This window comes from Chitinophaga qingshengii, from assembly GCF_014529935.1.
GTDB classification, from domain to species: domain Bacteria; phylum Bacteroidota; class Bacteroidia; order Chitinophagales; family Chitinophagaceae; genus Chitinophaga; species Chitinophaga qingshengii.
Genome location: NZ_JACVFC010000001.1, coordinates 1,264,521 through 1,277,304, shown reverse-complemented (window position 1 = coordinate 1,277,304; position 12,784 = coordinate 1,264,521). Strand labels below are relative to the sequence as shown.

Here is a 12,784-nt window from a genome sequence, read left to right as displayed (position 1 = left end):
ATGCAAGTACCATGGACATCACATTTATCATTGCCGCATTCATAGCAGTGCTGGCCACTTTACGGGTCATCACCTGTTACCATATCATGCATGCACTGCTGTACCTGGTAGTGTCCCTGCTGGCAGTGGCAGTGGTATTGTTTACTTATGGTGCGCCGTTTATGGCGGTGCTGGAAATTATCATTTACGCCGGGGCTATCATGGTATTGATCATCTTTTTTGTGATGATGCTCAACCTCGGGCTGGAAACGGCGGAAAATGAAAAAGCCTGGCTGCGGCCCCGGATATGGATCGTACCCGGCGTGTTTTGTTTCGTGCTGCTGGCGGAACTGTTGTACCTGATTCTACAGAACAAACAACCGGCAGCGGGTATACAGATAGTGCCGCCCAAACAGGTAGGCATGGCTTTATTCGGGCCTTACCTGATAGCGGTGGAGCTCACGGGTATCCTGCTGATGGCGGGTATTGTAGGCGCATACCACCTGGGACGGCAACACAAAAAGACCTTACATCGATTTCTTGAAAATAATTTAGACACATGAACCTGCATCCTACAACGGCGGGCCTGCTATTGGCCGGTATTCTCTTTGTGCTGGGCCTCATCAGCGTGTTGATCCGGCGCAACATCATCTTTATGTTGTTGTCCGTGGAGATCATGCTCAACGCTGCCGGTCTTGCTTTTGTAGTGGCCGCCTCCCACTGGGGACAGGCCGACGGGCAGGTGATGTTTATGTTCATCCTCGCCATGGCGGCGGCGGAGGTATCGGTGGGACTGGCGCTGATACTGCAACTGTACCATCAGCTGCGCTCCCTGGATAGTGACGAAGCCAGCAGGATGAATGGATAATCTTCCTTATCACCTTTAAAAACATGATCAGATGCTGCCTGCACTCATACCAGCAATTCCTTTTCTCGGCGCATGCATACTCATGCTTTGCTGGAAACGTATCAGCCGTAGTGCCGTAACCGTTATTGGCTGCGGTAGTGTGGGCCTGTCCGCTGTGGTGGCGCTGATCGTAGCAGCAACGGTGGCTTCTGCCGGTAAACAACCATTGGTGCAGCACGTATGGCAATGGATGCAGGTGCCGGGTTTTGCTGCTGGTATTGATTTCCGGATGGATGCCCTGTCGGTAGTGTTTACGCTGGTGATTACCGTTGTTGGATTTTTAATCCATGTATATGCCACCGGTTATATGCACGATGATGAGGACTATGGTCGTTTTTTTGCCTGTATGAACCTGTTTGTAGGCGCTATGCTGGTGCTGGTAATGGCAGACAACCTGTTGTTGTTATACCTGGGCTGGGAAGGCGTAGGCCTCTGCAGTTATCTGCTGATTGGTTTTTGGTATAAAGATCCGGCCAATAATTATGCGGCCCGTAAAGCTTTCCTGGTGACAAGGGTAGGTGATACCGCGATGGCCATTGCGCTGTTCCTGTTGTTTCAATACATGGGTACGCTCAATATTCAGCGCCTGTTGCAGGAAGCGCCGGTGTTATGGCAGAAGGGCGATCCTGCTATTACGCTCATTGCCTTATTATTACTGGGCGGCGCCGTTGGTAAGTCGGCCCAGCTACCGCTACAAACCTGGCTCCCCGATGCCATGGCCGGCCCCACACCAGTGAGCGCATTGATACACGCGGCCACGATGGTTACTGCGGGGGTATACCTCATTGCCCGCATGCATGTAGTATTTGAATTATCGCCTGCGGCACAAACCACCACGGCTGTTATCGGGGCCATCACCTTGTTGATGGCGGGTGTAAGCGCACTGGTGCAAACGGATATCAAAAGAGTACTGGCTTATTCTACCATCAGCCAGATAGGATACATGTTCCTTGCATTGGGTTGTGGCGCCTGGTCGGCGGCTATCTTCCATTTTGTGACACATGCGTTTTTTAAAGCATTATTGTTCATGGCAGCAGGCGCAGTGATTGTGGCTTTGCATCATGAGCAGGATATGTTCAAAATGGGGGGATTGAAAAAGTCGCTGCCGGCAGTGTGCTGGGTGTTCCTGATTGGTTGTGCTTCGCTTACCGCTATTCCTTTTATAACAGCGGGTTTCTACAGTAAAGACCAGATCATCTGGCTGTCTTTCGCCGCTGCAGGCGGACATAAAGTGTATTGGCTGGCGGCGGTGCTGGGCGCTTTGTTGACAGGCATGTACACCTTCCGTATGTTTTTCCTGGTGTTTTATGGAGAGGCCAAAACAACGGTACATCGTATACCCGGCCCCGTGATGATGGTGCCTTTATATATCCTGTCAGTTCTCACTACGGTAGCCGGGTTCATAGAGCTGCCGCATACCCTGGGGCATGTCACGTTGTTCAGCAACTGGTTGCTTCCTGTATTGCCGGCTGTACAAATGGCGCAGGACAGCGTGGTTATGGAATGGTTGTCGCAGCTGGCTTCGGCAGCAGTGGCACTGGGTGGTATATGTCTGGCTTATGTATGGGTGCTCAAAAGGCCGCAGGGTATGGTGGACTTTCTCAGTATGCCGGGACAGGTGTGGTTACAAGGCTTTTGGAAACGTGGTTGGGACATGGACGCCTTGAACGATGCGCTCATCGTACGGCCATTTGTATATCTCTCCCAAATCAATCGTAAAGATCTGATCGATAAAATATATACCGGAACGGCACAGTTGATGGAGATGTGTCATAACCTGATGGCACGTACGCAGAGTGGTATTCTCCGATGGTATATCATGGGTGTGGTGTTGGGGGCGGTCGCTATCTTATCGGTATTGATTTGGCGGTTGCACGGGGTTGTCTAACGTTAACGGTTAAATGTTATTATAATGATCCTCTTGTTATTGATCCTCATTCCATTGGCAGGTGCGCTCTTATCCTGGATAGCGGCCTCGCGGAATGTGCTGTGGTCCCGCTGTATCGCGCTGGCCAGTTTGCTGGTCAACCTGGTGATCGTGGGCCAGATATGGGCTACCCATGCTGCTACCGGCGGGCAGTGGATATACCAATACAAGGCTGATTGGGTACCGCATTTTGGAATCAGCCTTAACCTGGCTATGGATGGTCTATCGCTGTTGATGCTGGTACTCACGTTTTTCCTGGGTGCGTTATCGGTGCTGATCTCCTGGAAGGAAATCAATCAGCGGGTAGGGTTCTTCCATTTCAACCTGTTGTTCGTACTGACAGGCATCACTGGTGTGTTTTTGACCATGGACCTTTTTCTCTTTTATTTTTTCTGGGAGATGATGCTGATACCGATGTATTTCCTGATTGGTATCTGGGGACATGAGCGCAGGGAATACGCAGCCAACAAGTTTTTTATTTTCACCCAGGCTGGCGGCCTGTTGATGTTGCTGGCCATCCTGGCGCTGTACTTTATTCATGGGGCTAACACCGGCGTATATACGTACGATTATTTTTCGCTGCTGCATACACCCATGCAACAGGACACGGCCCGTTGGCTGATGTTGGGTTTCCTCATTGCTTTCCTGGTGAAGCTGCCAGCGGTACCCTTTCATACCTGGCTGCCGGATGCGCATACGGAAGCGCCTACTGCCGGCAGTGTTATCCTGGCCGGGCTGCTGTTGAAAACGGGCGCTTATGGTATTCTCCGGCTGGTACTACCGCTGTTCCCGGAAGCGGCGGCCCATTATGCGCCCTGGATCATGTTCCTTGGCGTGCTGGGCATTATTTACGGGGGGATGCTGGCTTATGCCCAAAACGACCTGAAAAGACTAATCGCCTATACGAGTGTTAGCCATATGGGATTTGTGCTGGTAGGTGCTTTTTCCTTCAACACGCTCGCCTATGAAGGCGTTGTCATGCAGATGATCGCCCACGGTATCAGTACCGGTGCCCTGTTTATCATTGCCGGCGCGCTGTATGAAAGAATTCATACCCGCAACATACAGGATATGGGCGGACTATGGTCTAAAGTACCGGTGATGGGCAGCGCTACCATGATATTTGTAATGGCCTCGCTGGGGTTGCCGGGACTGGGCAACTTCGTGGCAGAATTCCTGATCCTGCTGGGAAGCTGGCAGGCCGATCGCTGGATCACGGTGTTTGCCACCATCGGACTGGTAGTGGCTACCGCTTATTCGCTGCGCATCATGCAAAAGGTTTTCTTCGGGCCCAGTCATCAGCAGTATGCATTACCAGACCTCAACAAACGGGAACTGGTGATCATCGTGGCGCTGGTGGCGGCGATTCTGTTATTGGGATTACATCCGCAGCCGGTTTTAAATACTTCACAAAAAACTGATTATGTCGTTCGCTGATTTCATAAGCCTGGGGCCTTTGATCACGCTGTTTACGGCAGTGGTGATTTCTATGTTGCTGATTGCCTTCAAACGGAATCACCGCATTACCTATGTGTTTTCCCTGTTAGCCTACCTGATGGCGTTAACGGCCATCATCCCGGCTATGCTGTATATTCCGCATACCGTGCCGCCTTTACTGGTAGTGGATGAATTCTCCCTCTTCAACACCGGACTGGTGCTCACATCGGGATTGATTATCCTGTTGTTATCCTACAACTATTTTGAAGAGCGGGAGGAACGTAAGGAAGAATATTATCTCTTGCTCCCGCTGGCTACTACCGGCGCTTTGGTGTTGGTGGTGAGCCGCCACTTTATGTCGTTGTTCCTGGGCCTTGAAATACTCAGCATCAGTTTATATGGATTGATTGCCTACCTCCGGGCACGGGAACGGTCAGACGAAGCCGGGATTAAATACCTGATCCTGGCGGCCTTATCTTCGGCCTTCCTGCTGTTCGGTATGGCGCTCGTGTACGCGTTTACGGGGCATATGGACTTCCCGGGTATCGGTGCTGCACTCCGGCAGGCGGGATATATACCCGTTACTGTGCTGGCCGGATTCGGTATGATGCTGATTGGCATCGGTTTCAAACTGGGAGTGGTGCCATTCCACATGTGGGCGCCGGATATTTACGAAGGCGCGCCTTTACCGGTATCGGCTTTTATTGCTACCATTTCCAAAGGCGGTATGCTGGTTGTGCTGATCCGTTTTTATGTAGATATTCACGGCAACGACTACTCGATGATCTGGTGGATGCTGGCAATCGTAGCGGTGGCTTCTATGTTTGTGGGCAACTGGCTGGCGCTGACACAGCAGAACATCAAACGGATACTGGCATATTCTTCCATTGCACACATGGGATATATACTGGTGGCTTTTCTGTCGGGGGTGCAAACGGGTCTGGAAGCGATCTCTTTTTACCTGGTGGCTTATTTTATCACCAGTATCGGGGCTTTCGGGGTATTGATCGTGATGAGCAGCAGTATACAGGATGCGGAAACACTGGATGATTACAGAAGTATGTTCTGGCGTTATCCCTGGGTAGCGACGGTATTTACCGCGATGTTACTGTCTCTGGCCGGTATTCCGCTGACAGCGGGCTTTATCGGGAAATTTTATATCGTGATGGCGGGCGTCAACGGGCATATGTGGTTCCTGTTGTTTATGCTGGTGATCAACAGTGTGATTGGCCTGTACTATTATATCCGCATTATTGCCATGATGTTTAAGTCACTGGCTACAGGGGAGGTGACGTATATCAAACCCTCGCTGCCTGTAGCCGGTAATATCACGCTGATGTTGCTGACGCTGTTGCTGGTGGGACTGGGGATATATCCCACTGCGATGATGCAACTGATCCAGCAGATGATGAAAATGATTGTTTAACCTGCTCTTTTCTGTTCATCACTGGTACCTGTTTTCCTGTCACGGGCTGCTTTGATACTGCTGTTACCAAAGCGGTAGCTGAAGTAGAGGCTGGCTGTTCTGAACTGCCAGGTGTTAAAGATATGCAAGGCCAGGTTGCTGTACTGCGCAATCCCTCTGTAGGATTCATTCCGCAGGATGTTGTTATAGTTGAATTTAATGGTGGCTTTTTTATCCCAGAATGTTTTTTGTATACCCAGGTTCAGGTTATACTCGCTGTAGCCTTTGAAGATGGCGTATACAAACGGAGAGTTATAATAACCGGACACTTCCAGCTTAAAATCCTTCGGCAGGGTGAAGGTATTGGTGGTATTAAAGCTGTAGGTGAAGCTATTGGTCATCTCCTTTTGGTTCTTGTTGTTGGTGAAGTAATAATCGTTATAGGCTGCATTCAGATTGTTATCGCTATTCCACCATTTGGTAACCTGGAAAGGCAGGGTCACAGCGAGGCTGTACACATGGCTCTTTTGATAGTTCATCAAAGTGCTGGTGGATGTTTTGGCGCTATCATCCTGGTACAGGAACTCGTTGATCACATCAGTGGTGCGGTTGTATCCCAGTGTGGCAATGTACTTGTCTTTGAAGGTGTACGCCAGTTCCACGTTGTTGGTGTATTGCGGCCGCAGGTAGGGATTGCCCCGGAAGAAAGTGTATTTATCAAGATAAAACATGAAAGGGTTCAGCTGACTGTATTCCGGGCGTTCGATACGGCGGGAATAGGCGAGGCTGATTTTATTTTGTTCATTCAGTTTCTGATCGATGGTGAGGTTCGGGAAGAAGTCGGTGTAACTGCGTACTACCTGGCTTTTAAGGGTGACGGAGTAGCCGTCGGATTTGGTGTTTTCCACCCTTAACCCCGCCTGGATACCGGTTTTGGGCGTCAGTTGTTTTTTATAGCTGGCATAGGCGGCATATACATCTTCCTGGTATTTAAATTCATTGCTCTGACTGGGAGCAAAGTGGTAAGTGCCATTTTGCAGGGAGTCGTACGCCAGTTTGTTGCTGGTGGTAACGAGACTGGCTTTCAGGCCGGCTTCTACTTTTCCGTTTTTACCCAGCGGCCAGGAGAAATCGCCTTTCAGACTTTTAATGGTGATTTGGGTACCGCCCTGGTTACGGATGCCATTAGGGTTGCGTACCTGTTGTTTTTTAACGTCCAGCATACTGTCGTTCAGCAGCAGGGAACGGTCGCTGTTGAAGCGGGCGTAATCGGCGTCCACACTGTATTCGCGGCCGGACGTATCCAGTACTGCTTTGTAGTTCAGGTTGATGGCGATATTATTGAAATGGTTATTGTTGGTGGAATAGGAGTTGACGATGGAGTCGGCCGGAGCGCCGGGCGCACTCATAAAATTGGTGTTGCTGTATATCTGGTTGTTGAACCGGTTTTTAAAACCATTTACCAGTACGCCAATAGTGTTTTTATCATTCAGGAAATAATCGAACCCTATTTTAGCCGCATTGCGTTGGAATCGGTTCCGCTGGAAAATATCCTGGGTTTGTTCGGTGATCACACCTTTGTCATTGAAACGTCTGCTATAATGGCGGGTGATCTGGAAAGGGCGGTCAGTTCTGCCCAGGTCGCCGAACAGGTTGAATTTAGGCGTGCGCCAGTTGAAGTTGCCATTGGCACTGTAGGTACCATAGCGGGACTGCGACAGGGTAGCGTTAACGGTTCCGTTAATACCTGTCAGTTTTCCTTTTTTTGTTTTTATGTTGATGATACCGCCATTGCCGGAGGCATCGTATTTTGCTGATGGGCTGGTCAGTAGTTCTATCTGTGCGATAGATTCGCCGGGTGTATTTTTCAGCAGGTTGGTCAGGTCTTCGCCGCTGAGGTAAGTCAGTTTACCGTCGATCATCACGGTTACGGTCTGGCCTTTCATTTTTACGTTTTCGTTGTTGTCAATCTGTACGCCCGGTGCCCTTTTCAGGATATCGAGGGCGCTGTTGCCAACGGCGGTCACGCTGCTTTCTACATTGAGTACGGTTTTACCGGCACTTTTTTCAATAAAGGGCTTGGTGGCGGTCACATTCACCGTTTGCAGGCTTTTGGACAGCTGTTGCAGGCTGATAGGAGGCAGGGTAACGGAAGTATGGGAGGCATCTACCGAAAAATTAGCGGCATACTGGGTATTATACCCCATCTGGGATACCTGGAGAAAATATTGGCCATAAGGGATTTTTTCAAAACGGCCGTCGCCCGCTTCGGATGACATTTCACCTTTTACCTGGGCAGAGTCTTTTGTTTTACGTAAAAGTACGCTGGCAAAGGGAAGCGGCTTGCCGGAGGCGTCTGTTATTTTGAAGGAAATAGAGCCGGAAGGAGTGGTTTTTTGTGCAAAAGAATACATGCCAACAGACATGAGTATCCCCAGCACGACGATGAATTTTTTCATACAGTCGTTTAGATTAGATTTTTTCTCAGAAGCGATTCAATAAGTAAATGAGGAAGACAGCTTATTGATTACTGTCTGATCTGGTTTTGTGTACGGTATATATTGAATATAGTTTTAAATGCGTCATGGATGGGTCTGGTCCGAATCAGCGCATTATCAGGGGTAACCGTTGCATTCACCTCGCTTGACGTTGGAGCAGGGCAATTGGCTTGTGTTATCACAAATAAAGGCAGCACATCCGGAGGACTGCTTTGCATGGGTGCCATATCTTTTAACAGGCCCTTGGAGGCAACGACCAGCGCGATACAACAGGTAACTATCAGTAACAGGGCGGCTTTTTTCATAATCATAGCACTTTTAACATCTTAAAGACGACCTGTCAGAAAAAAGGTTGCACCGGCGACGAAAAAAAATTTCCGGGCAGGGCAGGGGCTGTTCATCCAATCTCAAAGCAGTGGAAACCAATATAAAAATAAGAGGGAATGAAATGCGGCGGCAGGGAATAGGATAGGTTGTTAAATTCCGGGGATAAACGGTTGTTTCACGCAAAGGCGCAAAGCAGCAAAGGCGCAAAGAATGTTTACTTATCTTGTAAGATATTTATCTCTTCGCGCCTTTGCTGCTTTGCGCCTTTGCGTGGTTATTTCTTCAGCAATCGCTGTACCGTTACCTGGGAGCGTTGTTCCAGCAGTATGGTGTGGTGGTTGCTGAGATTTTCCAGCAAACCATCCTGGTCATACCGTACGGTTAGCAGTTCCAGTCCTTCGTGGTAGGAGATCTTGAAGTCGTTGTGCAGGGTTTTAATCAGCAGCTCAATCTTTTCCGCATTGTGGTCAATACAGCAGGAGAAGGTGATAGCGCCGTTCTGCATCAGGTTGATCTTCACTTTCAGGCGGTGGAAGGTTTCGTAAATATCACTGATCTTATCTTCTGTGATGAAGGCGTAGTCCTTGGAAGTAAGGGTCAGCAACACCTGGTTTCTTTTCAGCACGATAATGGGAGGCAGCTGCCGGCTGTCTGCCTGCTCTTTGATAACAGTACCGGGGAGGTTTTTATCCAGGAAACATTTTACCAGTAAGGGTATCTGTTTATTCTGCAGTGGTTTGATGGTTTTCGGGTGAATCACCTGTGCGCCATAGTAGGCCATCTCAATTACTTCGCCATAGCTGATTTCCGGAATGTTCACCGTATTGGGGAAGAGTTTGGGATCGGCATTTTTAAGGCCTTCCACATCTTTCCAGATGGTTTGGCTTTCCGCGTTGAGCATATTGGCAAATACAGCAGCGGAGTAGTCACTGCCTTCACGGCCCAGGGTCACGCTTTCGTTTTGGTCGGTGCTGCCGATAAAACCCTGTGCAATCACGATATTGGTGGTATCGAACAGCGGGGCTACTTTTTCGGTTACCTGTTTCTGGGTAAAAGCCCAGTCGATATTGGCATCGCGGAAGTTATCGTCGGTACGGAACACATCGCGCACATCCACCCAGGTATTGGATAAACCGACGGAATTAAAGAATGCACTGACAATGGCGGTGCTGAGCAGTTCGCCCATACCTACCAGCTGATCGTAGTAATAGTCGTACGCCCGTATGGGTTTTTCTCCCAGCGTCCATTCTGCTTCCGTGAAGAACTGCTGCAGTTGCTGGAAAAGTGGGTGTTGACGGGTCCCCAGAATGGTTTCGGCTACCTGGATGTGCTGCTGTTCTACGTTATACAGCAACTGGGCGGCTATCTCCCTTTTGCGCATAAAGTAGTTCTGCGCCACTTTCTCCAGCTCATTGGTCGTTTTGCCCATGGCCGAGATAACAATCAGGAGTTTGTCGTCCGGAAATGACTGGACGATTTGTGCTACTTGCTTAATGCGTTCAACACTTTCTAAACTTGCGCCGCCAAACTTGAAAACCTTCATATGATAGTTTGTCCTTTTGAAAAATTATTTGGCAAATTACGGCAAGTTTAGAATTGTTTTAAAATCTGTTTACAGAGAAATGACATTTCCCTTAAAATAAGCGCGTATTCCTGTAATTTCGTCCCGGAAAACTGAAATAACGTTATGAATCACAAGGAAAAAGTAATGACCCTGGATGAATTTACCATCCAGGAGTTACGTAACTATCCCGGCGCTACAGGCCAGTTGTCAGGTTTACTGCGCGATATCGGTCTGGCTGGTAAAAGGGTAAATGTGGAGGTAAACAAAGCCGGTATTGCTGATATCCTGGGAGAAGCCGGCAAAACCAACGTGCAGGGCGAATCCGTTAAAAAGCTCGATGAATTTGCCAATGAACAGTTTATCAACTCATTACGTACCAGCATTTATTGCTGCGGCGTGGCTTCCGAGGAGGAAGAACACTTCATCGCCTTTACTGACGAACACTCTAAAAAATCCAAATATGTAGTATTGCTTGATCCGTTAGATGGCTCCAGCAATATCGACGTGAATGTATCCATCGGCACCATTTTCTCTGTTTACCGCCGCCTGTCGCCGGAAGGAGAGGAATGTAACCTGGAGGATTTCCTGCAGCCGGGTACCCAGCAGATCGCTGCCGGTTATATCATCTATGGTTCTTCTACCATGATGGTATATGCTACCCGCCGTAGTGTACAGGGTTTTACCCTGGACCCTTCCATCGGAGAGTTCTGCCTGTCGCATCCCAACCTGAAATGCCCGCCGGAAAGCGATATCTTCTCCGTGAACGTGGGTTATTATTATCTGTACGAAGAGAGAGTGCGTCAGTCTATCGATCATTTTATGGCCCGCAATGAAAACGACCGGATCTACCGGCACCGTTTTGTAGGTTGCATGGTAGCGGAAATACATCGTACCCTTATTCAGGGGGGTATCTTTATGTATCCGGCTTTCGGCAAATATGCGTCCGGCCGTCTGCGCCTCTGTTACGAGTGTAACCCCATGTCTTTCATTATGGAGAAAGCCGGCGGTATGTCTATGGCCAATAGCCGTCAGCGCCTGCTGGAACTGAAGCCGGTACAATTGCACCAACGGGTGCCTATTTTCATCGGCTCCAAAAACATGATGGAGACCTGGAAAGACATCATGAACAAATAGCGGAAACACGCTTTGTTAATTGCATATCAAAAAAGACCCGGGCGTACAATAGCAACGTCCGGGTCTTCGTTTTTGAAAAATGCGGTAACAATTTATCCACCTTGAATAGTTTGGTACAGCGCTTGCTTGCATCCCGAAAGTTCTAATTATTAACCATCAATTTTTATGTCCATCTTGAAAAGCCGCAGTATCCTTGTATTACTGCTCGCAGTGTTTGCCGCATTCCAGGTAAGCGCGTGTTCACGTGCCACCAGTCGCGCAGACAGCACCACAACCGGAGGTAGCCTGGAAGAACAGATCCTCTATTACACCAACAAATTCCGTCAATCCAAAGGCCTGAAACCATTGCAGCTGGATGAAACCATCAGCCAGCAAGCTCGCCGCCACAGCCGGGATATGGCTAATGGCAGTACTGGTTTCGGACACGAAGGTTTTGAGGATCGCGTGGCTGTCATCTCCAAAAAAATGGGCAGAGTAGGCGCAGCCGCAGAAAATGTGGCCTATGGCACCCTCGACGCCCAATCAGTGGTAGATGGCTGGATCAAAAGTCCAGGCCACCGGCGTAATATGCTGGGCGACTATAACCTCATCGGTATAGGCGCCGCCGGTAAAGGAAGAATTACCTTCTTTACCCAGGTGTTCATCAAACACTAAATCAATTGCATTTGCGGATTTAGGGATTTACGGATTTTTTGATTTCGGGGTTGGAAGCGCGGAAGCCCGTGTTTATTTTAATAATCAAATATTTAAATATTTAAATAAAAAGGCTCTCCGGGCTATTTCCCCAAAATTCGCAAATACGTAAATCTCAAAATCCGTAAATCTTTTATAATTTGGTGGCATGGAAAAGAACAAGATCATTGAGGTGAACAACCTGGTGAAAAAATACGGGGAATTCACTGCAGTAAAGGGTATCAGCTTTGATGTGTATGAACATGAGATATTCGGGCTGTTAGGGCCTAACGGCGCCGGAAAGTCTACTACCCTGGAGATCATTGAAACACTTCGTGACAAAACGGATGGCAAGGTGACCGTCGGCGGATTCGACCTGGACACCGCGCCCAACGATATCAAAAAAATCATCGGCGTACAGCTGCAAAGCTCCGGTTATTACCCAGGGCTCAACCTGGTAGAGCTCATCGAGATGTTCGGCGGCCTGTACAATCAACCGGTGGAACCCATGGAACTGCTGCGGCTCTTCAACCTGGAAGACAAGGCTAAATCCAAATACAAAGAACTCTCCGGCGGCCAGAAACAACGTTTCTCCATCGCCACCACCCTGATCAACAAACCCAGGATCATCTTCCTTGATGAGCCCACTACCGGCCTCGATCCGCAGGCCAGACGCAATCTGTGGGACCTGATCCTGCAGGTAAGATCACAGGGCACTACCGTTGTTATTACCACGCACTATATGGATGAAGCTGAGTTCCTGTGCGATCGCTGCGCGATCGTGGACAGCGGACAGGTCATTGCCATTGACTCCCCGGATACCCTGATCGACAACCTGGTATCCAAAGGATTCGAGCGTAGTAAAGAGGTGAAGAAAGCCAACCTGGAAGACGTGTTTATCCACCTCACCGGGAAGGATCTTCGCGAGTCTTAA

At 49.1% G+C, this 12,784-nt stretch carries 11 protein-coding genes; 8 read left to right on the top strand and 3 right to left on the bottom strand.

Going from position 1 to position 12,784, the window contains the following annotated elements; all coding sequences use genetic code 11:
- Positions 1 to 11: 11 nt before the first annotated feature.
- Genes nuoJ through ICL07_RS04550 form a run of 5 tightly spaced genes read left to right on the top strand, consistent with a single transcriptional unit; the run spans position 12 to position 5,676 of the window.
- Entirely contained in the window at positions 12 to 542 is a 531-nt protein-coding gene (gene nuoJ / locus ICL07_RS04570; protein ID WP_188086749.1) for an NADH-quinone oxidoreductase subunit J, read from the top strand.
- A complete protein-coding gene (gene nuoK / locus ICL07_RS04565; RefSeq protein ID WP_188086748.1) occupies positions 539 to 847 on the top strand; it encodes an NADH-quinone oxidoreductase subunit NuoK in 309 nt (102 codons plus the stop codon). Before nuoJ ends, nuoK begins: the two co-directional genes overlap by 4 nt.
- Before the next feature lie 31 nt (positions 848 to 878).
- Positions 879 to 2,774, top strand: coding sequence for an NADH-quinone oxidoreductase subunit L (gene nuoL, locus ICL07_RS04560; RefSeq protein WP_188086747.1), 1,896 nt, complete (start codon positions 879 to 881; stop codon positions 2,772 to 2,774).
- 24 nt (positions 2,775 to 2,798) lie between these two features.
- Entirely contained in the window at positions 2,799 to 4,250 is a 1,452-nt protein-coding gene (gene nuoM / locus ICL07_RS04555; RefSeq protein WP_188086746.1) for an NADH-quinone oxidoreductase subunit M, read from the top strand.
- The gene (locus ICL07_RS04550) at positions 4,237 to 5,676 is read left to right on the top strand and encodes an NADH-quinone oxidoreductase subunit N (RefSeq protein WP_188086745.1); all 1,440 of its coding nucleotides are present in this window, start codon (positions 4,237 to 4,239) and stop codon (positions 5,674 to 5,676) included. Before nuoM ends, ICL07_RS04550 begins: the two co-directional genes overlap by 14 nt.
- On the opposite strand, the gene ICL07_RS04545 is transcribed toward ICL07_RS04550, so the two are convergent.
- The 3 genes from ICL07_RS04545 to ICL07_RS04535 all read right to left on the bottom strand — a co-directional run bounded on the left by ICL07_RS04545 (position 5,673) and on the right by ICL07_RS04535 (position 10,023).
- Positions 5,673 to 8,114: an outer membrane beta-barrel family protein gene (locus tag ICL07_RS04545; RefSeq protein WP_188086744.1), complete on the bottom strand. Its 2,442-nt coding sequence runs from the start codon at positions 8,112 to 8,114 to the stop codon at positions 5,673 to 5,675. The two genes, ICL07_RS04550 and ICL07_RS04545, sit on opposite strands and share 4 nt — an antisense overlap.
- A 68-nt stretch (positions 8,115 to 8,182) precedes the next feature.
- The gene (locus ICL07_RS04540; protein ID WP_188086743.1) at positions 8,183 to 8,458 is read right to left on the bottom strand and encodes a hypothetical protein; all 276 of its coding nucleotides are present in this window, start codon (positions 8,456 to 8,458) and stop codon (positions 8,183 to 8,185) included.
- Positions 8,459 to 8,754: 296 nt separating this feature from the next.
- On the bottom strand, positions 8,755 to 10,023 hold the full coding sequence (locus ICL07_RS04535; protein ID WP_188086742.1) for an aspartate kinase: 1,269 nt from the start codon (positions 10,021 to 10,023) through the stop codon (positions 8,755 to 8,757).
- A gap of 144 nt (positions 10,024 to 10,167) precedes the next feature.
- Between ICL07_RS04535 and fbp the strand changes: the two genes are divergently transcribed.
- The 3 genes from fbp (at position 10,168) to ICL07_RS04520 (ending at position 12,784) form a co-directional block, all read left to right on the top strand.
- Positions 10,168 to 11,178 (top strand): class 1 fructose-bisphosphatase, encoded by a 1,011-nt coding sequence (fbp, locus tag ICL07_RS04530; protein WP_188086741.1) that lies wholly within the window; start codon positions 10,168 to 10,170, stop codon positions 11,176 to 11,178.
- Positions 11,179 to 11,343: 165 nt separating this feature from the next.
- Positions 11,344 to 11,832 carry a CAP domain-containing protein gene (locus tag ICL07_RS04525; protein ID WP_188086740.1) on the top strand — a complete coding sequence of 163 codons (489 nt, stop codon included), beginning with the start codon at positions 11,344 to 11,346 and terminating at the stop codon, positions 11,830 to 11,832.
- Between the two features lie 187 nt (positions 11,833 to 12,019).
- Positions 12,020 to 12,784: an ABC transporter ATP-binding protein gene (locus ICL07_RS04520; protein WP_188086739.1), complete on the top strand. Its 765-nt coding sequence runs from the start codon at positions 12,020 to 12,022 to the stop codon at positions 12,782 to 12,784.